Origin of the sequence: Hymenobacter artigasi, from assembly GCF_012275535.1 — a bacterium.
In the GTDB taxonomy this organism is placed as follows: Bacteria; Bacteroidota; Bacteroidia; order Cytophagales; family Hymenobacteraceae; genus Hymenobacter; species Hymenobacter artigasi.
Map to the genome: position 1 here is coordinate 242,873 of NZ_JAAVTK010000007.1, position 23,073 is coordinate 265,945.

The 23,073-nt window shown below is 62.3% G+C and carries 25 protein-coding genes; 10 read left to right on the forward strand and 15 right to left on the reverse strand.

Features of this window, described 5'->3' with window-relative positions; genetic code table 11:
* Positions 1–92 precede the first annotated feature (92 nt).
* The 8 genes from HBN54_RS13365 to HBN54_RS13400 all read left to right on the forward strand — a co-directional run bounded on the left by HBN54_RS13365 (position 93) and on the right by HBN54_RS13400 (position 6,633).
* Entirely contained in the window at positions 93–788 is a 696-nt protein-coding gene (locus HBN54_RS13365) for an OmpH family outer membrane protein (protein WP_168673707.1), read from the forward strand.
* A 332-nt stretch (positions 789–1,120) separates the two neighbouring features.
* On the forward strand, positions 1,121–1,423 hold the full coding sequence (locus tag HBN54_RS13370; RefSeq protein WP_168673708.1) for a hypothetical protein: 303 nt from the start codon (positions 1,121–1,123) through the stop codon (positions 1,421–1,423).
* A gap of 184 nt (positions 1,424–1,607) precedes the next feature.
* Positions 1,608–2,216 (forward strand): hypothetical protein, encoded by a 609-nt coding sequence (locus HBN54_RS13375; RefSeq protein WP_168673709.1) that lies wholly within the window; start codon positions 1,608–1,610, stop codon positions 2,214–2,216.
* A 28-nt stretch (positions 2,217–2,244) separates the two neighbouring features.
* A complete protein-coding gene (locus tag HBN54_RS13380; protein WP_168673760.1) occupies positions 2,245–2,616 on the forward strand; it encodes a cupin domain-containing protein in 372 nt (123 codons plus the stop codon).
* 83 nt (positions 2,617–2,699) lie between these two features.
* Positions 2,700–4,052 carry a sigma-54-dependent transcriptional regulator gene (locus HBN54_RS13385; protein ID WP_168673710.1) on the forward strand — a complete coding sequence of 451 codons (1,353 nt, stop codon included), beginning with the start codon at positions 2,700–2,702 and terminating at the stop codon, positions 4,050–4,052.
* Between the two features lie 203 nt (positions 4,053–4,255).
* On the forward strand, positions 4,256–4,522 hold the full coding sequence (locus HBN54_RS23255) for a peroxiredoxin family protein (protein ID WP_210428057.1): 267 nt from the start codon (positions 4,256–4,258) through the stop codon (positions 4,520–4,522).
* 408 nt (positions 4,523–4,930) lie between these two features.
* A complete protein-coding gene (locus HBN54_RS13395) occupies positions 4,931–5,494 on the forward strand; it encodes a potassium-transporting ATPase subunit C (RefSeq protein ID WP_168673711.1) in 564 nt (187 codons plus the stop codon).
* 23 nt (positions 5,495–5,517) lie between these two features.
* Positions 5,518–6,633: a porin gene (locus HBN54_RS13400; RefSeq protein WP_168673712.1), complete on the forward strand. Its 1,116-nt coding sequence runs from the start codon at positions 5,518–5,520 to the stop codon at positions 6,631–6,633.
* A 116-nt stretch (positions 6,634–6,749) separates the two neighbouring features.
* Here the strand turns inward: HBN54_RS13400 and HBN54_RS13405 are convergent, their stop codons facing one another.
* The 10 genes from HBN54_RS13405 to HBN54_RS13450 all read right to left on the reverse strand — a co-directional run bounded on the left by HBN54_RS13405 (position 6,750) and on the right by HBN54_RS13450 (position 17,395).
* Positions 6,750–7,154 carry a response regulator gene (locus HBN54_RS13405; protein ID WP_168673713.1) on the reverse strand — a complete coding sequence of 135 codons (405 nt, stop codon included), beginning with the start codon at positions 7,152–7,154 and terminating at the stop codon, positions 6,750–6,752.
* Between the two features lie 32 nt (positions 7,155–7,186).
* A complete protein-coding gene (locus HBN54_RS13410) occupies positions 7,187–9,796 on the reverse strand; it encodes a PAS domain-containing sensor histidine kinase (protein WP_168673714.1) in 2,610 nt (869 codons plus the stop codon).
* Between the two features lie 214 nt (positions 9,797–10,010).
* The gene (locus HBN54_RS13415; RefSeq protein ID WP_168673715.1) at positions 10,011–11,123 is read right to left on the reverse strand and encodes a hypothetical protein; all 1,113 of its coding nucleotides are present in this window, start codon (positions 11,121–11,123) and stop codon (positions 10,011–10,013) included.
* Positions 11,120–11,755 (reverse strand): ABC transporter ATP-binding protein, encoded by a 636-nt coding sequence (locus tag HBN54_RS13420; RefSeq protein WP_168673716.1) that lies wholly within the window; start codon positions 11,753–11,755, stop codon positions 11,120–11,122. The genes HBN54_RS13415 and HBN54_RS13420 overlap by 4 nt, the downstream gene beginning before the upstream one ends.
* Positions 11,756–12,099: 344 nt before the next feature.
* Positions 12,100–12,747, reverse strand: a complete 648-nt coding sequence (locus tag HBN54_RS13425) for a zinc ribbon domain-containing protein (protein WP_168673717.1) — start codon at positions 12,745–12,747, stop codon at positions 12,100–12,102.
* A gap of 208 nt (positions 12,748–12,955) precedes the next feature.
* The gene (locus tag HBN54_RS13430; RefSeq protein ID WP_168673718.1) at positions 12,956–13,555 is read right to left on the reverse strand and encodes a hypothetical protein; all 600 of its coding nucleotides are present in this window, start codon (positions 13,553–13,555) and stop codon (positions 12,956–12,958) included.
* 316 nt (positions 13,556–13,871) lie between these two features.
* Complete coding sequence (locus HBN54_RS13435) at positions 13,872–14,558, reverse strand: spondin domain-containing protein (protein WP_168673719.1); 687 nt, start codon at positions 14,556–14,558, stop codon at positions 13,872–13,874.
* Between the two features lie 31 nt (positions 14,559–14,589).
* Entirely contained in the window at positions 14,590–15,195 is a 606-nt protein-coding gene (locus HBN54_RS13440) for a peroxiredoxin-like family protein (protein WP_168673720.1), read from the reverse strand.
* A 417-nt stretch (positions 15,196–15,612) separates the two neighbouring features.
* Positions 15,613–16,263, reverse strand: coding sequence for an NAD-dependent epimerase/dehydratase family protein (locus HBN54_RS13445; protein ID WP_168673721.1), 651 nt, complete (start codon positions 16,261–16,263; stop codon positions 15,613–15,615).
* Positions 16,264–16,558: 295 nt separating this feature from the next.
* Entirely contained in the window at positions 16,559–17,395 is an 837-nt protein-coding gene (locus HBN54_RS13450) for a CvfB family protein (protein WP_168673722.1), read from the reverse strand.
* Between the two features lie 300 nt (positions 17,396–17,695).
* Between HBN54_RS13450 and HBN54_RS13455 the strand changes: the two genes are divergently transcribed.
* On the forward strand, positions 17,696–19,147 hold the full coding sequence (locus HBN54_RS13455) for an OmpA family protein (RefSeq protein ID WP_168673723.1): 1,452 nt from the start codon (positions 17,696–17,698) through the stop codon (positions 19,145–19,147).
* A gap of 336 nt (positions 19,148–19,483) precedes the next feature.
* On the opposite strand, the gene HBN54_RS13460 is transcribed toward HBN54_RS13455, so the two are convergent.
* The 5 genes from HBN54_RS13460 to HBN54_RS13480 form a co-directional block, all read right to left on the reverse strand.
* Positions 19,484–20,194 (reverse strand): MIP/aquaporin family protein, encoded by a 711-nt coding sequence (locus tag HBN54_RS13460; RefSeq protein WP_168673724.1) that lies wholly within the window; start codon positions 20,192–20,194, stop codon positions 19,484–19,486.
* The gene (locus HBN54_RS13465; RefSeq protein WP_168673725.1) at positions 20,194–20,703 is read right to left on the reverse strand and encodes a GNAT family N-acetyltransferase; all 510 of its coding nucleotides are present in this window, start codon (positions 20,701–20,703) and stop codon (positions 20,194–20,196) included. The genes HBN54_RS13460 and HBN54_RS13465 overlap by 1 nt, the downstream gene beginning before the upstream one ends.
* Positions 20,704–20,858: 155 nt before the next feature.
* Positions 20,859–21,281, reverse strand: a complete 423-nt coding sequence (locus tag HBN54_RS13470) for an arsenate reductase ArsC (protein WP_168673726.1) — start codon at positions 21,279–21,281, stop codon at positions 20,859–20,861.
* 43 nt (positions 21,282–21,324) lie between these two features.
* Complete coding sequence (locus HBN54_RS13475) at positions 21,325–21,786, reverse strand: DUF6428 family protein (RefSeq protein WP_168673727.1); 462 nt, start codon at positions 21,784–21,786, stop codon at positions 21,325–21,327.
* A 61-nt stretch (positions 21,787–21,847) separates the two neighbouring features.
* Positions 21,848–22,198, reverse strand: a complete 351-nt coding sequence (locus HBN54_RS13480; RefSeq protein ID WP_168673728.1) for an ArsR/SmtB family transcription factor — start codon at positions 22,196–22,198, stop codon at positions 21,848–21,850.
* Between the two features lie 366 nt (positions 22,199–22,564).
* Here HBN54_RS13480 and HBN54_RS13485 point away from each other — a divergent pair, with 366 nt between their 5' ends.
* Positions 22,565–23,017, forward strand: a complete 453-nt coding sequence (locus HBN54_RS13485) for an energy transducer TonB (protein WP_168673729.1) — start codon at positions 22,565–22,567, stop codon at positions 23,015–23,017.
* The last annotated feature ends 56 nt before the right edge of the window (positions 23,018–23,073 follow it).

A 23,073-nucleotide genomic window follows, 5' to 3' on the forward strand; every position in this document is an offset into this window, starting at 1 on the left:
TGCTGCGCGGCGCGCGGCATCATGTTCTGCATTGCTCTCCACCTTCTCGCGGTCTACCCTTACTTTTGTCCATTCCTCATCATTCGCTTTCAATGAAAAACCCTCTTCAGCTTACCATTAACATTGTGCTGGCGCTGGCCGTGGCCGGTTTGTACTTCCTGCATTTCAACCACACGCCCGTTGCACCCGCTCTCGCTACCGATAGCAGCACGGCCGTGATGGCCACCCCCGAGCCCGCCGCCGATACCACCACCACCGCCCCTTCGCCCGCCGATGCTGCCGCGCCCGCCGTGGCCGCCGCCCCCGTGCAGGACAACACCGGCGATTTCTCGGGCAAGCTGGCCTACGTGGAGTCGGGCAAAATGCTGGACGGCTACCAAGGCATGAAGGATGCGCGCAAAGCCTTCGAGGGCAAGGCCCGCGGCTGGGAAAAGCAGAACCAGACCATGCTAGCCGGCTTCAAAGCCAACGTGGAAGCCTACCAGAAGCAGGCGGCCAGCCTCACCGCCGAGCAGCGCGCCGCTACCGAGCAGAAGCTTCAGGAGCAGCAGCAGCAGGTGGGCCAGCAGCAGCAGATGCTGCAGCAGCAGGCGCAGCAGGAAGAAGCCAAGCTCACCCAAACCGTGCTCGAAAGCGTGAACAAGAAGGTGGAAGCCTACGGCAAAGCCCACGGCTACAAGCTGATTCTCATTGCCGCGCCCAGCGGCACCATCGCCTACGGCGAGAAAAACCTCGACATCACCACGCCCGTGCTGGCTTACCTAAACGCCGGCTACCGGAAGAAGTAAGAGCGCAGTCCCTTGGGATATAAAGACCGTCATGCCGAGCGTATTCGAGGCATGACGGTCTTTTTTTGCTCCTGGTTTTTTGTAAATTCCGCAGTACCAAAGCAGCTCTTGGCCCAGCCGGGAAGTGCTCTGCCATTCACGCGCAGCAAAATAACCGGTTCATCATCAGCGGTTACGTGCGCCCCGGCTACGACCTGTTCGGTGGCGCGGCCGATGCTACCTACCGCATCCAACTTCCCTGGCCAACGCATTAAACCTTGTGGCGGCGTTTGCGTCTAAAATCCAGTTATCGTCCTTCCATCATTAATCAGCGTGCTTCGGCGCGAATTCTTATGCGGACTAAATCAGTAGTTTTTGCTTTGGGCCTGTTCCTGCTGCTGCTCGGTAGCCAGGTGGCCAGTGCCCAGGTTTCGGTGCGTATCGGGGGCGGCTATTATGGCCCGCCCCGGGCTTATTATGGTCCCCGGTACTACCCGCCCCGCCCGCCCGTGGTATATGCCGCGCCGGCTCCGGTTATCATCGCCCCCGCGCCTTATTACGCGCCGCGCCCGGTGTACTATGCTCCCCGACCGGTGTACTATGCGCCGCGCCCGAACTATGGCTACCGGGGCCGGGGCCATGGCCGTCGCTGGTAAGCGGCGTTTCGGTCCTAAAATCAATTCCTGAAAAGCCCGGCTGCGGAAACGCGGCCGGGCTTTTTGGTTGTCCTTATCCAAATCTGGAGCCGTTGCCCCGTTAAGCTGCGCCGAGCGCTGAAAAAGCCGGGGTTCAGCAATTATGCTTAATCTTACAGCCCGAACTGCTGTCATCCCGTTTTTTATGAAATCCTCGATTCTGACCCTGAGCGCGGTCCTGCTGCTGGCCGGCTGCAACCAAACGGCCCCCGTCACTTCCGCGCCCATAGCCCCGCCCCCCGAAGCCGCCGCCACGCCTGCCGCCGCCGGCAAAGCCGACTCCATTACGGCGGTTGCCGCCGCTCCCGCCGCCGATGGCACGGCCGCCGTGCCCGAAACCGTCATACCCGCCCTCAAGGAAGTTGAAACCCTGAAAGCGTCGTTCCGCTTTCAGCCCGCCCCCGATGCCGACGACCCCGCTCACCCGCGCACCAGCGCCCACCTCGTGGTGCAGGGCAGCGCACCGATGGATATCGACCTGGGCAAATTTGTGGGCAAGCCCGATGTAGTGGACGCCGCCAAGGCCAAAGCCGCCAATTTCCCGCCCGGCATGCTCATGGGTTTCCGCAGCTACTCGGCGGCCACCGGCACCAGCTCCGATTTGGCCGTGCTGCACGTTGATGGCCGCCGCCTGCGCGTGGTGCAGCGCCGCGTGGAGGAAACCGCCCCCGAAGGCGGCAAATTCGAAACTTCCCGCGAAGTACCGCTGCCGGCCAACACCAAGGTAGTGGCCGCCGCCATGACGAAAAAATAACTGAAAATGCGTAGGTTAGGGCATGGAAATGTCCTCTCTCCTCGGCCCGATGAAGGGCGCTACGCACCGCGAAGTCGGCGGTGTGCACGTTGATGTAGTGCCCACCGGCAATGCCCGCGTCAAGCGCATTGTGTATCCGGTGGGCTTCCGGTGGTCGAAAAACCTGAAGGACATCGTGGGCACACCGCTGTGCATGCACGCGCACGTGGGCTTTTTGGCCAGCGGCCAGATAAATATTCAGTATGCCGACGGCGCGATGGAAGCGTTTGTGGCCCCGCAGGCGGTAGCCATCGCGCCGGGCCACGACGGCTGGGTGGTGGGCGACGAGCCGGCTATTCTGATTGAGTTCGACTTCGAAGGCGAAACCGTGGAGCGCATGGGCCTGGCTAGCCGGCACTAGCGGCCCCGCCGCCGCGGGAAGGCGCAAAGAGCCGCCGGCGTAGCTTTGACGGGCGTTTGCGCCCACCCTTTATTGCCCCGCCCATGCCCACCGGCACCATTTTGCTCATCGACGACGAAGCCATGCTGCGCCAGGCCGTGGCCCGCACCCTGGAGCTGGAAGGCTACCATGTGCGCCAGGCTCCCGACGCCATGCGCGGCCTCGAAGCCCTGCGAGAGCTGACTAATGAGGTACTGGTGGTGCTCAGCGACGTGAAGCTGCCCGACGGCCGCGGCCTCGACCTGCTGCCCCGCTACAAGGCCCTCGCCCCGCTGGCCGAAGTGGTGCTGATGACGGCCTACGGGACCATTCCCGACGGGGTGCGGGCCATGAAGGAAGGCGCGTTTGACTACCTCACCAAGGGCGATTCCGACGACCAGCTCCTCGTGGTAGTCGACCGCGCCGCCGAAAAAGCGCGTCTCCAGCGCCGCGTGGCCGATTTGGAGAAGCAGGTCGGCGCTCAGTATAGTTTCGAGTCGATGATTGGGCACTCGGCCGCGCTGGAGCAGGCCAAGCGCCTGGCCCAGCGTGCCGCGCCCACCGACAGCACCGTGCTGCTGGAAGGCCCCACCGGCGCGGGCAAGGAGCTGTTTGCCCAGGCCCTGCACCAGGCCAGCCCGCGCCGCAGCAAGCCGTTTGTGGCCGTGAACTGCTCGGCCTTTCCGCGCGATTTGCTCGAATCGGAGCTTTTTGGCTACAAGAAAGGGGCCTTTACGGGGGCGCTGGCCGATAAAAAGGGTTTGCTGGAAGAAGCCAGCGGCGGCACTATTTTTCTGGATGAGATAGGGGAGCTGGAGCTGAATGTGCAGGCCAAGTTTCTGCGGGTGCTGGAAACGCGGCAGTTTACCAAGCTGGGCGACACCCGGCCCACCAGCGTGGACGTGCGCATTGTGGCCGCTACCAACCGCAACCTGCGCGCCGAAGCCGAAGCCGGCCACTTCCGCCCCGACCTCTACTACCGCCTGGCCGTGTTCACGGTGCCCGTGCCCGGCCTCAATGAGCGGCGCGACGACGTGCCCGAGCTGGCCAACTACTTCCTGCAATTCTTTGCCGCCAAGCTGCGCCGCCGCCTGCGCGGCCTCGAGCCGGAGGTACTGGCCCAGCTACGCGCCCACGACTGGCGCGGCAATGTGCGCGAGCTGAAAAATGTGCTCGAACGCGCCGCCATCCTCGCCGACGGCGACACCCTGACCGTGGACGACCTGCCGCCCGAGTTCCACCACCTGCCGCCCGCCCCCGGCCTCGACGAGGCCACCGACCGCACCCTACGTACCCAGGAAAAACGCCAGATTCGGCAGGTGCTACTCGACACCGGCGGCAACAAGATGGAAGCCGCCCGGCAGCTCGGCATCGGCACCAAAACGCTCTACCGCAAGATTCAGGAGTACGGGTTGTAGGCCGGGATATGGAGAAATTCATGCTGAGCGCTGCCCGTAGCATGACTGTTTGGGGCTTGGCTGCTGTTGGCGCGCTCGGAGTTTTGCGCCCTTTGCACATACTTTTTTGCCGGCAGACCAACCTTGAGAAAGGTGCCGCGGGACTAGCTATACTAGGCCGGTGAAGTTCCTGTAAATCTTTCCACAACCAACTTCCCACTCGTATGCAAAAGCACCTACTCGCCTTGCTGCTGGCCCTGCCGTGCCTGGGCCAGGCCCAAACGCCGTTTGCCTATACCGTCAAAGGCAAGCTCGACCACCTGGCCTGGACGCAGGTAGCAGACCTGAAAGGCTTGCAGAATGCCGCCGCCCAGCGCTACGCCGTGCAGGCCATCCCACAAAACTTTCTGGTGGGCCCCGACGGCAAAATTGTGGCCGTAAACCTGCACGGCGTTGAACTCGGCGCTACCCTGGCAAAATTGATAAAGTAGCGCCACCTGTGGCAGATACTTAGGCCGCTGCTGAAATTTAGAAACCGGGTTATTCTGACCGCCACACCGGGTCAGAATGACCCGGTTTTTAGCGTTTGAGAAAATCAATAAATTGCAATAGTGAAAGTTTATTATCTGGATTTCAGATTGTTGAATCATAATAATCAGCTATAAGGGAATTCGGGCCCGGTTTGGTAAAGGCCCGGGCAGCCCCATCAATCAAACCTAGTATGGCTCGCCTTTTCCTCATCGCGATTCTGTGCGTCGCCGGCCTCGGCGGAGGCTGGCGCTGTTGCGCCGGAAGCAGCGAGTTTATGGGCCAGGTGGGGTGATGGTGCCCTGTATCGGGGGCGGTTGCTGGCCCGCGCCGCCGACGCGCGCCAGCAACCGCCATTAAGCTCCTCAATCATGAAAACCCAGCTCAATTTCGCCTTCCGCCTTCCCATCGCTCTGCTGGTACTGTGCTGCATCCTGGGCCCGGTCCTTGCAGCGGCCGTGGCGCAGGCTGCGCCCGGCGCCGGCGTCCAAATCAGCCGCAATAGCCCCGTGGCGGGCTTGGCCAACGGGGACCGGAAGTTTGATGCGCCCGGGTATTTCAACTCGCGGCCCTCAGCAACCGACTACCAGGCCCATGCCTCCAGCGGCTCCACTAAAGGCCCTTCGAATCCGGCATGTCTGAAAACAGTTCACAGGCGCCTCACCGCTTTCGCGCAGCAGCGCCCCACGGTGCCCACCGGCCTGGTACCTGCCGCGCTGCTCACGGCCAGCGGCGCGGGGAGCGGCCCGCACCTCTTGCCGGCCGGGGCGCTGGTGCAGGTGGCACGGGTGGCGCGGGTACGGGGGCTACCCGAGGCCCAGGTCCGGGCGCTGGTGGCGCGCCACGTCGAAAAACCGCTGCTGGCGTTCTTCGGTCCGGCCAAAGTGAACGTATGGCAACTAAACCGGGCGCTGGACTCGCTGGCCGTCCGGTAATTTATTTTTTGTAAAATTTGTTGATGAAGCTTTCTATCTCTCTGTTGCTGGCTGCGCTACCGCTGGCTGCCACCGCCCAAACTACTCCCGAAACCACACCGCCGCCTGCCGTCGCCACTGCCACTGCCACACCCTCGCCGCTCAGCTACTATGGCTTCGTGGATGGCTACTACGGCTATGATTTTGACTATGCCAATGGCAATAACCGGCCCTCCTTTATTTTCTCGCACAACCGCCAGAACGAGTTCACGGTGAACCAGGCGCTGGTTGGGGTTCGCTACAACGATGGCACGGTGCGCGGCACGGTGGGCCTGCACACGGGCTCGTATCCGGCGGCCAACTACTCGAAGGAAGACCAGGTGTTCCGGCATATCTACGAGGCGTACGCAGGTTTCCGGCCGTTTGCCAAGGCGTGGCTGGACTTCGGAATTTTCAGCTCCCATCTGGGTTTCGAGTCGGCCCTGTCGAAGGACAACTGGACGCTCACCCGCTCGCTGAACGCCGAAAATTCGCCTTATTTTGAAACCGGCGCCCGCTTCACCTACGAAGTCGGCCCCAAGCTCACCCTCACCGGGCTGGTGCTGAACGGCTGGCAGAACATCCGCGAAACCAACCAGGCCAAGGCCCTCGGCACCCAGCTGCAGTGGAAGCCGTCGGACAAGGTGCTCATCAACAGCAGCACGTTCTACGGCAACGAGCAGCCTACCGGCCTGGGCATCCGCCGCCGCTATTTCCACGATTTCTACATCACCTACGCCGCCACCGAGCGCGTGAACCTGGCACTGGTGTTCGACGTGGGCAAGCAGCAGAGCGCCAGCCAGGAGAAGTACGATACCTGGCACACGGCCTCGGCTTTTGTGAAGTACAAGTTGGCCGAAAAGTTCTCCACCACGCTGCGCGGCGAGTACTACTACGCCGAGCGCGGCGTCATCATCAACAGCATTTCGCCCACCGCTTTCGATGCCGATTTCCGGGTGGTCGGCGGCTCGCTCAACCTCGATTACGCGCCCGCCAGCAACGTGCTCTGCCGCGTCGAAGGCCGGTACCTGAACGGGGCGAGCGGCGTGTTTTTTCGCACGGATAATCCCGATAACCGCAGCTACGGCAACGTGACAACGAGCATCGCGCTGTCTTTTTAAGCGGTGATAGGCCAACGGCCAGCCACTCGAAAGTGGATGCCATGACGGGATTGGACAGGATTGCCGGTGGCGGCTTATCAGGGCTACCTCAAACAGCTTCCTGGGGGGCTGATTGGCTACTGGAAGTGCTGCTGGAGCACGGCATCGAGCTTTTCCAGGGTGAGGGGCTTGGTGATGCGGCCGGCGGCGGGCAGGGCTTCGAGGCGGGTCAGGTCACGCACATCCATGGAAGTGGTGAGGACCACCACGGTAGTAGCGCGCCGCTGGGGCAGCGGCAATTGCTGGTAGGCCTGCAAAAACTCAATGCCATTCATAACGGGCATCTGAATATCGAGCAGGATAAGGGCCGGGTAGCTGGGCTGAGGCGCGGTGCTGGCCTGCTGAATTACGGCCAGGGCCTCCTGCCCGTTTTCGGCCACTAAAATGTGTTCCGTCACGGCCAGCCGCTTGAGCAGCCGTTCGTTAAGGAAATTATTGGTCGGGTCGTCATCGACCAACAGCACACTGGTTAGCTTGGGCATAGCTACCCCTACGTAACGGCCGGGGGTTAGGTTCAGGCGCGGTCGGGCAGCAATACGGTGAAGGTGGAGCCCACGCCCGGCTCGCTCTGCACCCGGATGCTGCCACCCGCGTTTTCGACCATGCGCTTGACCATGTACAGGCCCACGCCGGTGCCCTCGACGTGGGTGTGCAGGCGCCGGAACATCACAAACAGCTTGGCCTGCTCGGCTTCGGTCAGGCCCAGGCCGTTGTCGTGCACTTCCAGCTGCACTTGGCCCTGGCGGCGCGCCACGCGCAGCAGTACCTGCGGGGCCCGGTCCGGCACCTGGTACTTAATGGCGTTGCTGAGCAGGTTATACAGGATGCTGCGTAGGTTTTTGGGCGAAAAGCGCACGGTGGGGCAGTCGGCTACGTCCAGGGTGAGGTGGCCGGCGGCGGCGGCTAGGGCCGGCTCCAGGTCGAGGCGCACGGCTTCGGCCAGGGCGGCCAGGTCCACGGCTTCGGCGGGCTCGGTGTGGGCCTGCTGCAGCTTGCTCACATCGGTGAGGTGGCCCAGGGTGCGCTGAAAACGGGTCACCGAGCCACTCATCATGTCCAGCAGGTGGGTCACGTCGGGGGCGTGGCGCGCGGTGGCGGGTAGCTGCTCGGCCAGGGCCAGCAGCAGGCCTTCGATGTTGGCAATGGGGGCTTTAAGGTCGTGCGAGGCGGTGTAAACGAACGTGTCCAGGTCCACGTTGGTGTGGTTGAGGCGGTCGTTGGTGTCGCGCAGCTCCTCGTTGGCGGTCAGCATTTCTTCGTTGATGGCGGCCAGCTCCTCGTTCAGCTCCTGCACGTGCTGGCGGGCTTCCACCTGCTCGGTAATGTCGGTGACGAGGGCATAAAAGCCCCGCACTTCGCCGTGGTGCACATCGGGAATGTAGTCGGTGCGAATGTGCCGCACAAAGTCTTCGCGGTAGGGCATGCGGGCTTCGAACTCCAGGTGCTCGCCGGCCAGCGCCCGCGCAATGTACCCCTGCACGGGGGCGTAGGCCGCGGGGCCGATTATCTCCAGCACCGACTTGCCCATCATGGTTTCGGGGTCGCGGCCAAACCAGCGGCGGTACGACTGATTCACGAACTGATAACGCTCGTCGCGGTCAACGTAGGAGATGAGCACGGGCAGGGCATCGGTGAGCAGGCGCAGGCGCTGGGCGGCGGCTTCGGTGGTCTGGCGGGCCAGCACCTGTTCGGTTACTTCGGTGGCGATGCAGGTAATGCCGGTGGGCTGGCCCTGCTCGTTGTGCAGCGGCTGGTACACAAAATTGAAGTACCCCACCTCGTCGGCCTTGTGGTGGGCCAGGCGAATAGGCTGCTCCTGCGCCACAAAGGCCACGCCCGTGCGGCGCACCTCGTCGAGTATGGCCCGCAGGCCCTGTTCCTCCATTTCCGGCACCGCCTCAAAAAATAGCAGGCCCACCAGCTGGCTCTTTGCCCGGCCCAGCATGCGGGCCATGGGGGGGTTCACAATTTCCAGCACGTAGTCGGGCCCGCGAAATACGCAGATGGCCACCGGGGCCTGCTCGAACACGCGCTGGAACCGGAAGCGCTGGCGCTCGGCCTCGTCCCGGGCCGTCTGGCTTTCCTGGGTGCGGGCCACCACGCGGCTTTCCAGCTCCTGGTTGAGGCTGTAGAGGGCCTGCTCCGAGTGGGCCAGGGCCGTATTGGTCGCCATAAACTCGTCGTTGCTGGCCCGCAGCTCCTCGTTGGTGGCGGCCATTTCCTCGTTGATGGCCGCTAACTCTTCGTTCAGGTTCTGCACTTCCTGGCGGACCAGTACCTGCGGCGTTACATCGTAGGCAAACACGAAAATGCCGGTGATGGCCCCCCGTTGGTCGTGCCGGGCCTGGTAGATGAAGTTGTAGTAGCGTTTTTCCATCTCCTGGCGGCCTTCGTTGTCGTGGTCGAGCTGCACCAGCATCTCCGAGGCCCGGAAGGTTTCGCCGGTCTGGTACACACTATCCAGCAGGTCGAAAATGGGCTGGTCTACCAGCTCGGGCATGGCCACGGCAACGGACAGCCCTACGAGGGGCCGGTTGCCCACCAGCGCCTGGTAGGCCGGGTTCACGAACTGAAAGGTGTGCTGCGGCCCGTCGAACACGCAAATCATGGCCGGGGCGTCGTGCAGCATCTGCTCCAGCTGCTGGCGCTGCTGCTCGGTTTCGGCGCGGGCCTCCAGCTCGCGGGCCTGGCTGATGCGCAGCTCCTCTACGATGGCCGAGCGGGCCTGGTCGTTGGTGTCGGTGAAGTTCACCACCAATAGCTCGCCCTGGCGCTGGGCCACCAGCAGGTAGTAGCCATCGAGGCCGTCGTGCTGGTAGTTGTTCTGGCGGCGCGCCTCCTGGCCGCTCAAAAACGCGTCGCGGTAGAAGCCGAACACCCCGGCCGCCACCGCCGTCGGAAACAGCGTGAGGAAGGACTCGGTGGGGTGCTCGGGCAGGCTCAGCATTTGCCGGGCGGCGGGGTTGAGGTACGCCCAGGCCAGGTCCACAATGGTGGTGCCGGCGGCATCATACACGGGCCGCAGCAGCATAATGCCGTTTTGGGAAGTGCTGAGCACCACCTGCAACAGGTCATGCGAAGAGAGAAGGTCGGCCGGTAGTGGAGGGTGGGAAGAATCAGGCATGAAAAACCATACGTAGCTAATGCCCGAACAAGGTACTGCGACTAGGGTTGAATGATGCGCCAGGCCCCGTTCTACCAATGCGAGTTGGTTGCGGCTGGGAAGTGGGAGAACGTGATGCTCCACTGGCCCGCCCGCGCCGCCGAAGCCGTTTTGCCGCTTCGTTCTTTCCGGCCGCTGCCATGTGCACAGTCCTCTCTCCGGGGGCGGCTGGCAGTCAGTGGTATCTCAACAGCAATATCCCGGCCGCCAGGGCACACCCAAAGACCAGCAAACCGGTCAATGCAAATAAGTTGGCCAGCAGCAGGAAAAGAAACAGGCTAACTACGATACGCAGGTAAATGGTCATGTGCTGGCCCGTCCGGTAGAGCACGGCGCGTAGCAGCAGGGTCACGCTCAGGAGCAAAGCGGCCGCCGTCAGGCCGGCGCGGAACCCGTTTGCCGTCAGCAGCCACGCGAGCTCGGGGAGTAGCAGCACGCCGTACAACAGCACCTGTCGGCCATAGGCCCGTCCCCGGCCATACGGCAGGTTGCGCACGAAGGGCAGGTAAAACAACTCGAATTCAGCGGCTTGAAAGACCAGGATGACGTGCCCGAACGCACAGCACAGCGCTATCATACCCGCCAGCCGAACATCGGCGCGGGCGTCTGAAAAAGCCAGAAGCAGCAACGCAATACTCGCTGCTGATGCCAGCTTGGTCAGTAGATAGGTTATCCGCTTGGTGGCGATGATTTCGTACAAGAACAGGCTGAATAGCGGTTTGGGCCAGTGGCGCGCCCACTTCAGGCCCGCCCGCTTGTCCGGCTTCCCCACCGTGCTGCTGAGCAGGCGCGTGTAGTAGTACGCGCCGGCCAGGGCGAGCAGCAGCAGGTAGGCGGGCAGAAGCACGGGCACCAGCCAGTGGTGAAAAAAGAACCCGATAACCATGGCGTAGAGGCACAAAGCCACCACCGGCAACAGGATAACCCCCTGCACCACGGCCCACGACATGACCTGTTCTCGCCCCGGCAAGGCGTTGCTGCTATAGGCCAGAAACTGCACGTCGGGGCTTTTCAGGCGGCCTGCCACGTAATGCCAGCTCTTGAGGCTGTAGAGAAAGCCGACGCCGAGCAGCGCGGCCACACCAATGGGCTCGCTCACCGCGAGGATAACCAGCCGGAAGCCGTTCGCAAGAATCTGCGCCTCCGTGAGGTGGTTCTGGTTGGGTATCCGGGTCCAGAAAAAGTTGACGAACACCCCCAGAAACAGCACAATCAGCCAGCCCGTATGCTCCTGATAAAAGCCACGGGCCACGACGTTGAGCAAGACGCGCGTCAGGGGTTTGTTCATCCGGCATGCTGCAGGGTGGCGTGTTCGATGAGCAACTGCTGCACGGCCGGCAGCGCCCCCGCCGCAAATGCCTGGTGGGAGGAGAGCAGGAAGCTTGTGCCCTGCTGGGCGTGCTGGCGGGCCATCCACGTGCACAGCACCGGAATAGCCGCCGCGTCCAGGGTGGTCAGTGGCTCGTCGAGCACGATGCAGGTGGGCTGGCCAAGAAAAGCGAGCACCAGCGACAGCTTCTTGAGCATGCCACTCGAATAGGTGCCGACCGGTTCGTGCACGTAGGCCGTCATGTGCAGGCCTTCCAGGTAGAAGTCCTCCTGGTGGGGTGGGCCGTTCTTGGCCGTTCGGAACAGGTCAATCAGCTCGCGGCCGGTCAGGAATTCGGGAAATACGGGCTCGGCTTCGGCAAAATTGACGAGGCGGCGGTAGGCCACCGACTGCTTTTTAACGCTCAGTTGCCCCGCCAGCAGAATATCGCCCTCAAACGGCGTGATGCCGGCAATGGCGCGGAGCAGGGTACTCTTGCCCGAGCCATTGGCCCCCTGAATCCAGTAGGTGCCGGAGGCGAAGGCAAACGAATCGATGCGCAGCACCGCCCGCCCGCGGTAGGACTTGCTAAAATTCGTGAGTTGCAGCATTCATCAGCGGAAAAAAGTTAACGGCCGCCAGGCCGTCCGCCACGCCCGCCGCAAACCAGCAGCCAGCTGGCAAGCTTCGGGACCAGCCTTCTGCCCAACGCCAATCATCGTCGATTATTGGCGCGATAGCGGCGCTTCGGCGGTACACACGCTGGCTAAGAACCTGCTTAAATTAGCGAAGAATACCGCTGGAACGGTGTAGAGACGCATCTTTGCGTCTCATCGTTGAAGGAAATTGCCCAACGACAAGACGCAAAGATGCGTCTCTACACCGTTTAAAATCAGAAGAATTAACGCAAACAGGAGCTTCTAAGCCTGACGTGGTTTTGGCTTGCTGCTCCGCACTATCCTGCCTTGGTGCCGCAGCCGGGGCAGAATTTCTGTTCCGGTTTCAGCGCCTCGCCGCAGCTGGTGCAGTGGCGGGGCTGGGTTTGGGCGGTGGCCGGCGTGCCGCAGCTGGGGCAGAACTTCTGGCCGGGGGCCAGCTTGGTCTGGCAGCTCTGGCATTGCAGCAGCGGGTCGCGGTTCAGGAAATCGAGGTTTTTGGTGTAATCCTGCTCGCGCGTTTTGGTCCGGATTTGCTCGCTCGTGGCCTGGGCCTGCTGGGCGCGCAGCTCCTCCTGCTCGTCGGGGGCGCAGCTTTCGCAGAGGCCGGCGCTGTGGTTCCAGCAGGCATCGGGGCACACCCAGTGGCCGCAGCGGGTGCACTGCTTGAACTGCTGCTTGCCCTCGGCCACGGCCGTTTGCAGGGCATCGTCGTGGGCCTTACCGCCCACGGCCCGCTGAATGTGGTAAGCCGCGTTTTCGGCCCCGCCCAGCCCGCCAAACAGGCTGCTGGCCGCCTGCAGCAAGCTGCCCGCAATGCCAATGGCGTTGGGCTGAAACCGCGACATGTAGCCGTTGCGGCACTTATCGCAATGAAATTTGAACTGGAAGCCCTTATCGGTGGAAAGGTCGTCGTAGTTGGCAACAAATTGTATCAGGGAGCTCATGGGGCGATGGAGAGAAGTGACGGGTAAAAGTAGCGTCAAATCCCAATATGATGATACTGCAGGACCCTGGCATGGTGCGGCGGTCCTGGCAGCTGCAGCCGCAGCATGGCCTCACTGCCGGCCGTTGTGCCTGTTCAGAAATGCAAAAAGCCTGTCGGCCAGAGCATCGCTCCGGCCGACAGGCTTTTTGCTTCGGAAAAAAATCGGACTAGAACGTGAAGCGCAGGCTCACGGCCGCATCGTTGTAGAAGCCGGTGTAGCCGTGGAATACTTCAAAGAAGGGCTTGTAGTCGACGCCCACCACGAAGGGCAGGTCGGGCAGCTTGTATTCGAGGCCCAGAATCAGGTCGGCTCCGATGGCGAGGTACGTGGTTTCGTCGTAGTAATAACCGCCTTTGTTGCCTTTAAGGAAGTACACGTCGCCGTTGCGGCCGTTGTAGTAAAACCGGTCATCGGCAAAGTAGTAGCGGCCCTGGTAGGCTCCGGCGTGGAAGCCCGCGCCGTAGTAAAACTGCAGGCCCTTGGCATCGGGCACGCCAATGTGCTTTTCGCCCAGAATGGTGAGGCGGCCACCGTGTGCTTTGTACTCCGTCGTGAGCAGGGCCTCGATGGCCACGCCCTTGCCGCTGCCCAGAAAGTGCTTCAGCGTGAGTCCCGACGACCAGCCGCCACCGCGCAGGCCAATGCCCGTGCTATAGCCCGAACCGCTGCCACTGCCCCCGCCGCTGCTTTTTTTCTTCGATTGGGCGTTAGCGGCCAGGCCGGGTAACAGTAGTAGCAGAAATCCGGTAAGACGTAAATAATTCATGAAAAAACACTGTTTGGTAATGTTAAAAGTTGGACAAAAGTAAGCAGTAAGGCGGGAAGCGCGCCACAGCCCGCAGGTAGCAGTCCAGAGCCAGGTGGTGCGACAAACTCCCCAGTGGGCTTGTTCAGACAGGCGTTCAGTGGTACGACGACCAACCAGTCGTCGCACCACTCCGTGTCAGGCCGCCGCCAGGCTGCGTAGCTGTCAGGTGCCGACCAGGTATAAACCGAAACGAGCGACCCACCAGGGCCGCTCGTTTCGGTTGCAACGCGATGGTGCGGCGGGCACAATTGCCGGCACTCCGGTTGGCTTTGGGTTATTTGATGCGCTCCAGGAGCCAGGTGCCCAGCGGCGGGCCGTCGGGCGCGGAGCCGGTGGCGGGCGGCAGCCGCAGCGGGGCTACCACGCCGGCCGGCAGGGTGGCCTGGTCGGGGGCAGTGAAGCTGGGGCCGCTGTCGGTGCCGGCGTCGTAGGCACGGGCGGGCACCCGGCGCTGGGCCACCCATTGGCCGTTGGCATCGAGCAGGTTTTCATCTTCCACGGCCGCAAACCAGTCCGGGCTCGGCGCAATCATCGTCACCAGGCTCAGGCGGGGGTGGGCGGCGTCGAGGCGAATGGTGTCGGCCACCATCCCCGGCGAGTTGATGACGCGCCCCTCCAACATTCGGAAAGCTGCGCCACTGCTTACCAAGGCCGTTATTTCGGCCCGCAACGCGGTATTGTTGCCGCGCTCAGCCATATCCCTAATGCCGGTACTGGCCAGCTGGCCGGGCCGGAACAGCAGCCCATCGGCCCGGTGCGAAGCCCCGATAACTGCCGAAAAATGCGCCCCGGCCGGGAAGTTGGCGTGCGTGTCGGCGCTCCAGGTGGCTTCGAACGTGACGCGGTATAGGGCCGGCCCAACGGTTGGGGCGGGGGGCTGCTCGGCCGGGCTGGTGTTGGTGCAGGCTGCCAGCCCAAGCATGGCGGGCCACAGGCCCAGGCGATGGAGTGAACGAGGCATGGCGCGAAAAAACGGGATTAGACGAGTGGAATTACAGCGCCTGGGCCACCTGCCGCACGCTGGTGCGGTGGCGGTAATCGGTATTGAAGTAGGCAAACTTGATTTTGCCATCCTGGCCGATGACGTAGGTGGCGGGCACGGGCAGAATGTTCTGGTCGAGCCCATTGGCCTTTTTCAGGTCGACGCCAAAGCCCAGGTACTTTTTCGCCGTGGCATCGTCCACCACAAAGGCCGTTTTATAGGCCTTCATAATGGTCAGGTTCTGGTCATGTACGATGGGGAACGACGCCTTGGTTTTGGCCACCGTCTGGTCGATGTTAGCCGGCGTTTCGGGCGTTATCACCACCACTTGCGCGCCCTTGGCCGTGAGTACCTGCAGCGAATCCTGCAGCTGGCTCAGCTCCTTGTTGCAGTACGGGCACCACTGCCCACGGTAGAAATACAGCACCACGGGACCCTTTTTCAAGAGCTGGCGCAGCTCCACTGGCCGGCCGGCGGCATCCTGGCCTTTAAAAGCCGGAGCAGTGCTACCCACCGCCAGGGCCGAGGCCGTGAGTGATGGAGCGGGGGCAGTTTGGGCCAGCGCCGGAGCGGCCAGCACTGCCAGCGCGCCGGTAAGGTTCAAAAAGGACTTCATGAGCTTGGGGAAATAACGAATAGTTGCGGGGCCAGACGGCCACCCGCTGCTACCCTTACACCCGGGTTCGCTTTTTGTTCAGCGCCCCTTACCCACGGTATCGGTCAGGAAAAAACCAGCGGCTACTTCGGCCAGAGCAACCCGCGCCGAAGTGGCCGCCAATGCAGCAGATAGCAGCAGCGCGCCCCACTGGCAGCTGGCAGTGTGCTGTTGCGGCAGGTAGCAATTTTTACGGCAGGTTCTTAAAGCGGTTTTCAGATTCGTGTACACGTAGCGCGAACTTTGTAGTTCGCGTCCCCGCGCCGTGTCAACGATTCACTAACGGCGCGGGGACGCGAACTACAAAGTTCGCGCTACTGCCTGCTGGCCTCCTAAGCTGTACACAAACCCGAAAACTGCTCTAGGTTGTCCCAGCTGTTAGTCCCGGGCCAGCTCGTCGGAGAGATGCACGCGCACACCCCCGCCGTCATCCCCGGCGGCGTGGAGCATGGCGGCGGCCACCGTAGCCCCGGTCACGGGGCGGTACTTCAGCAGCGGGCCGCGCAGCAGCGGGCTCACCAGCCGTAGCGCTACGGCCCCCAGGCGCTCGCCCAGGCGGGGCTGCGCCCGCTCGCCCAGCAGCAGCGAAGGCCGGAAAATATGAATGGCCCGGAAAGGCGTCTGGCGCACGGCGGCTTCCATTTCGCCCTTCACCCGGCTGTAGTAGATGGAGCTTTCGGCATCGGCCCCCATGCTGGATACCACCATGAACTGCGCGGCAAAGTTGCTGGCCGCCAGCGCTGCCAGCTGCACCACGTACAGGAAATCGACTTTGAAAAATGCCTCCTTCGAGCCCGCCTGCTTCATGGTGGTACCCAGGCAGCAGTACACGTCGTCGGCGATGAGCTTGAGGCGCACCTCATCCAGCTTGTCCAGCTCCGTGACCACCTGCACCAGCTTGGGATGGATGGTGGGCACGGCCTTGCGGCCCACCACAATTACCTTGGTGTAGCGGTCCGAAGCCAGCAGCAGCGGCAGCAATTGCGAACCAATGAGGCCCGTGGCCCCGGCGAGTAAAGCAGTTTTCATAGATGGGATGGCAAACTCCCCTCCTTGGATAAGGAGGGGATGTTTTCGCGCAGCGAAAACGGGGGTGGTTGGATTCGTTGAACGACAGCCGAACGACGATGGTAGAACGGGTATTTCGGGCGCGGGTTGAAGCAAAGGCCATAAGGCCAACGCCAGGAAATTCGGGCAGCTTTGTGCAGACCTTGTTCAGGTTTCGTTCTGCCTCGTTCAGGCATCGTTCAACGAATCGAACCACCCCCGTTTTTGCTACGCAAAAACTCCCCTCCTTATCCAAGGAGGGGAGTTAGTCGTTCTACTACTTCAGCACCGTTGCTTCGGGCTCCAGCAGCACCAGTCCCTGCCGGAACAGCGCCCCCAGGGCCTTTTTAAATACCTTTTTGCTCATGCCCACGCGGCGGTACACGTCCTCGGCCAGGCTCTTGTCGCCCAGCGGCAGGCGGCCGCCCGGCGCGGCCTGAATGGCTTTGAGCAGCGTATCCGTCGCCGATTCCACCTCGCCGTAGCCTTCCTTTTGCAGGCGCACGTCGAGCTTGCCATCGGCCCGCACTTGGCGCAGGAAGCCGGATAGCTGCTCGCCCAGGCGCAGGGGGCGGAATACTTCGTTGTGAAACAGCAGCCCCTGATGCGTGCCGTTCACAATGATGGGGTAGCCCAGCTCGGTTTCGTCGGCCACCATGATGCTCACTGCGTCGCCGGGCTCGCCCCGAAAAGGCTCGTTGCTGATGAACTGCTTCCACTTGGTGGAAGCCACGAGGCGGTCGCTTTCCTCGTCGAGGTACACGTACACGAATACCCGCTCGCCGGTGCGCAGGTCGCGCCGCTGGTTGCGGAAGGGCAGGAGCAGGTCTTTCTCCAGGCCCCACTCCAGGAAGGCGCCGGCCGGGCCGTGGTCCTTCACCATGAGGCCGGCGTAGGAGTTCACCAGCGCCAGGGGCCGCAGGTTGGTGGCAATGAGGCGGTCTTCGGAGTCGCGGTACACGAACACGCGCACGATGTCGCCCACGCGGGTGCCGGCCTCCACGTACTTTTCGGGCAGCAGCAGGTCGCCGTCGTCGGAGGTGAGGTAGAGGCCGATGCTGGTTTCGCGGGCTACTTCGAGGTCGTTGTAATCGCCGAGGAGGAGGCTGGCCATAGGGGGTAATCTTAAGGGGTGAAGGGGCAAAGGTCGGGAGGAAATGAATTTGAGGCGGCTGCAGCCATTGTTGCGCTGCTGATTACGCCCCCCGCGCCCCCCCAGCTGCCCGCCGCAGCTCCAAAAAAACGCCGATAATACCGTTTCATTCTCAGGCGGGTGGGCCAATTCGAGCCGCTGGAGGGCAATTAATCTATAACCTTATATAATTCGTAGGGTATAGCAGGTAGCTACGCGTGTGGCCCGGCGTGCTGCTTTTTCGCGCTTTCGGGGCCTTTCTCTATCCTAAAACCCTCCCATATGAGACACCTTTTAACAACTCTTCAAGCCGTTGCCATCGTGGGGCTGGTCGCCTCGCACGGCCACGCCCAAACGGCCGACCGCAAAACGGCCGTCAGCCTCTTCGGCAGTGCTTACCAGTACAAAGGCAGCCTGGGCGAAGACTTCTGGAAATGGGACCGCAACGCCTACGGCCCCGGCTTTGGCATCAACCGCTACCTTACCCCGGGCCTCGACCTGAGCCTGCAGGGCAGCTACGTGGAGCTGAAAGGTACCCAGAGTGCCGCCACTTACTTCAGCACCAACGTGGTGAATGCCAATCTGGCCCTCAAGCTGAAGCTGAATAACGGCTGGACCCTGAAGGAAGACGCCCGCGTGCAGCCCTACCTGCTGGCCGCCCCCGGCTACGTGTACATGAGCCGCGAAGGCAAGGTGCGCGGCCTGAGCGTGAACGAAAACAAGTCGTACTTCGACCTGTTCGGGGCCGCTGGTATCAACTTCCGGCTTTCTGATGCGGTGGGCGTGTTCGTTCAGACCGGCCAGCACATTCCCCTCAATGCCAACATCGACGGCGAGCCCATCCGCGACTCCGACAAGTTCGATGACCGGTACCTGCAGCACACCGTGGGCCTCACCATTGCCTTCGGTAAAGCCAAGGACACCGACGGCGACGGCGTGCCCGACCGCAAGGACAAATGCCCCAACACGCCCGCCGGCGTGGCCGTAGACCCCACCGGCTGCCCCCTCGACCGCGACGCCGACGGCGTGCCCGACTACCAGGACAAGTGCCCCGATGAGAAAGGCCTCGCCACCCTCGAAGGCTGCCCCGACCGCGACGGCGATGGCGTGCGCGACAGCGAAGATGCCTGCCCCGATACCCCCGGCAAGGCCGAGCTGAAAGGCTGCCCCGACGCCGACAATGACGGCGTGCGCGACCAAGATGACAAGTGCCCCGACACCCCCGCCGGCACCCGCGTAGATGCCAACGGCTGCCCGCTGGTGCTCGACCAGGACCGCGACGGCGTGCTCGACAACGTGGACAAATGCCCCGACACCCCCGCCGGTGCCCGCGTCGATTCGGTAGGCTGCCCACTGGCCATCGACCCCAGCTTGCTGAAACTGCAGGTGCCCATCCGGTTCCGCACCAACAGCACGGTTATCGAGCGCAACTCGTACCCCACGGCCAACCGCATTTCGCAAGCCATGAAAACCCACCCGGACTATCAGCTGCGCATTATCGGCCACGCCGACAGCCGCGGTACCGACGAGTACAACCAGGGCCTCTCGCTGCGTCGTGCCGAAGCCGTGAAACGCTACTTCACCAACAAGGGTGTCGAGTCCAGCCGCATCATCACCGAAGGCCGGGGTGAGAGCGAGCCAGCGGCACCCAACACCACCCCCGCCGGCATGACGAAAAACCGCCGGGTCGAATTCCGATTCGAGTTCATTCCCGTTCCCGCGCCCGTGCTCTAAGCATTGGCCCGGAAACGATAAAAAAGAGCCCCACCGCATTGGTGGGGCTCTTTTTTTGTGTTCTCGGAATGGCGTTTCAGGGGCTTTTTCGCAAGTAGCCAGCACGGCGCAGCGACGCATCTTCGCGATTCCTATGGTTCTGGGCAGAGGTAAGCGTTGCTCCGGTCCGACCGCCCTAGGCGGTCTGACCGGTTGTCGTCAGGGCGAAATCGCTGTGCTTCAACCGGTCAGACTGCCCAGGGCGGTCGAACCAGCAGGCCTGGCTTGGATACAGTTACTTCTGCGCCAGTGCTTACAACAGCTTCATTCTGAATTAAATGTATTGCATTTAAATCGTCACACCTCTCTTTCAGCCACCGCTGCTACTGCAGAAGCGCTTATGGCCGAAACAGCGGGGCGCAGCTGCAGCCTGGCATCCACCACTACGGCCAGCAGCGCGCCGGCCACCGGCCCTGCCACATATACCCACCAGTCCATCCAGATACCGCTGAGCAGGGCTGGGGCCAGCGAGCGGGCCGGGTTCATGCTCGCGCCCGTGAGGGGCCCGGCCACCAGTGCCTCCAGCGCCACCGTGACGCTGATGGCCAGCCCCGCCAGCATGCCCACTTCCTTGGAGCCCGAGGTAACCCGGAAAATCACCAGCATGAGCCAGAAGGTGAGGAAGGTTTCGATGCCCAGCGCCTGCCAGGGGCCATGGGCCGGCAGCGTCGCGCCCAGGTCCGAGCCCGGGGTGGCAATCAGCTTCACCAGCCCGCTGCCCACGGCCGCGCCGGCCAGTTGCGCCAGCACGTAAGGCAGCACCCGCCGCCCCTCAAACCGGCCCATGGCCCAGAAGGCCACCGTCACGGCCGGGTTCACGTGCGCGCCGCTGGTTTCGCCCAGGCTCTGGATGATGATGAACACCACCAGCCCAAAGGCCGCCGCCACGCCGCCGTGCCCCAGCGCGTGGGTCTGGGCATCGACGACGGCCGCGCCGGTCCCAAAAATCAGTAGAATGGCCGTGCCCAGCATCTCGGCCAGCAGGCAGGTTCGGAGCGTCGGCTGCATTAGTTTTCCGTCGGGTTCGTAGTGCCCACCACGGCGCTGCGGCGCTCCAGCAGCAGGGTGTCGTGCCACGCGCCGCGCAACTGGCCGATGCGCTCGCGCCGCCCCACCTGCCGGAAACCCACGGCCTGGTGCAGCCGCACGCTGGCCGTGTTTTCGGGGAAAATGCCGGCCTGCAAGGTCCACAGACCGTTTTGTTCCGATTCGGCCACCAGTGCTTTCATCAGGGCCAGCCCCACGCCACGCCCCCGGGCCGCCGCGGCCACATACACGCTCACCTCGGCCACGCCCGCATACACGCAGCGCCCCGAAACCGGCGAAAGGGCCACCCAGCCCAGCACGGTGCCGGTTTCATCGGTGGCTAGGAGGCGGCAGGTGGACAAGTGGCCGGTATCCCAGGCCTGCCAGGTGGGCGGCTCGGTGGTGAAAGTGGCCATGCCGGTGGCCATGCCCTCGGCGTAGATGGCGCGCACCGCCGGCCAGTGCTCAGCCACCAGGGGAAGAATGGTCATGGAGAGGAAGAGGAAAGGTGATAAGGATTGTGATGTTAAGCAAGAACGTCATGCCGAGCGCTGCGAAGCATCTTTACTGCGGTAGTAATTGATTTTACTATGGCGGCAAAGATGCTTCGCAGCGCTCCGCATGACGTTCTGATAGCGCGTCACCCCTAAAACTCGGTCCGCACAAAATCCCGGGCGTAGGCCTTCACTTGGTCGCGCACACTCCGGAACTGGTCCATTATTTCCGCCTCGGTGCCGGTTGCTTTGGCCGGGTCGGGGAAGTTGTGGTGCAGCTTTTTGGCCGTTGAGGGAAACACCGGGCACACCTCGTTGGCATGGTCGCACACGGTGATGACGTAGTCGAAAGGCACGGCGGCGTATTCGTCTACATGGTTGCTGGTGTGGGCCGAAATGTCCACGCCATCCTCGGCCATCACGCGCACGGCGCGGGGGTTGAGGCCGTGCACTTCCACGCCCGCGCTGTACACGGCTGCCCGCTCGCCCAGCTCCTGCGCCAGGTAGCCATGTAGCAGCTGGCTGCGGCAGGAGTTGCCGGTGCACAGCACCAGGATGTTTTTCTTATCAGACATAAAGTTGCTGAAAATCAATGCGAATGAAAGGGTTTAGCAGTTTCTAGCAGCACCCGCCGCCCGGCGTGCAGGCCGCCATCTGCAGCTGGGGCAGGGCAAATTGCTGGTCGGCCGGAATGCCGCAGGCATCCTGCGCCAGGCAGGCGGTTTGCTTGGCCGTGAGCCGGAAATCAGTCCCATCAAAGGCCAGCCCGAACTTGCCGATGGTGGCCTGCTGGTACTCTACTTCGATATCCAAATCCTCGCGGCCCAGGATTTTTTCCGACAGCTTCAGGATGTTCAGAAATTTCTGCGGGGCCAGCCGGTGGTCGTAGTCGCCGGCCTCCCAGAGCTGGAAGTTGGCCACCGTTTCGCGCCGTTCCACGCCGCCGCAGTCGATAAAATGCTTGCTCACCAGCCCTACCTCCGTCACGTGGAAATGGGCGGGCAGGGAAGTGCCATCGGGCAGCCGGAAGCTCACGGCACTCAGGCCGTTCAGGGCCTCTTTCATCTCAGATATTTTCATGATGGTGTGATTGATTGGGTGAAAAATGGATGTTGAGAAAAGGCGCGGGTTGCCAGGCGGCTCAGCAGCAGCTGGGGGCGGCAGTAGGGGCGAGGGCCACAACGGGCACCTCCGCCAGCAAATCGCCGAGCAGCTGCCGGGCCACGGTCCAGCCGGCCGCGTCCAGGCAGTAGCACACGCGCGGCCCGTCTACCTCGCCCTGCACCAGCCCGGCGGCCTTCAGCTCCTTCAGGTGTTGCGATACGGTGCTTTGCGACAGGGGCAGCTCCAGCACCAGCTCGCCGCACACGCAGGCTTGGCGTTGGGCCAGCAGACGCACAATAGCCACCCGCGCCGGGTGCCCCAGGGCTTTGGCAATGGCCGCCAGCCGCTGCTCGGCCGCCGTGAACTCGGCTCGCTTATGTATGGCCATGAGGGAGATAATTTGCTTATCGTCGATTTACGATTATAAAGGTACGAGGTTTGCTTTATTCTATTTTCATCGTCCCGGTATTTCTTGAAATAGTTAAATTAAATAATTGCTAACAATAATCAGCTTGTTATTTTTAAAATGCAAGTGAGTGATAATTTTGTGGCGCAGTAATTGCCCTTGGGTAATTACCAGACGTGTTTGCTGCCTGTGAGCTTTGCCGGGAATGCCTTTTTTAAGTTTTTAATTATGCCTGCCAGCATATTTATTTTATTTACAAAAGCCAATTCCGGTAAAACTTTCGTAGATTAGTCTGTTGCTAGCCTTTCCGGCCTGGCGTTTATCCTCTACTCTTTATTCCCTCGCAACATGCTGAATCCTTTACGCTTTCTACTTGGTGTTGGCCTGCTGGGCTTGCTGGCCACCGGCCAGAGCCTGGCGCAAACCGGCCCCAACCCGGCTGCCCCCACCAGCCCCCTGTCCCCGGCGGCCATTAAGCCCGATTCGGTGTTCATCAACCCGGAGGTGCGCCCGCAGTTTGTGGGGGGAGATAAGGCCTTTATGGCTTACCTCAGCAAGAATATTCACTACCCGCAGCAGGCGTTGCAGCGGCGGGTATCGGGACGCGTAATGGTCAACTTCATCCTCAGCGCCCAGGGCCGGGTGCAGGATGCCCACGTAGTAAGCGGCCCCGGCAACGGCCTCAACGACGAAGCCCTGCGCCTGGTGTGGCTGATGCCAGCCTGGGAGCCCGCCCGCTCCAACGGCCAGCCCGTGCGCGTGGCCTGCACCGTGCCCATCTCCTTCAACACAGAACGATAGGTAAACTGGCAAATGAGTAACTGAGTAAGTTTAAAAATTTACTCAGTTACTCATTT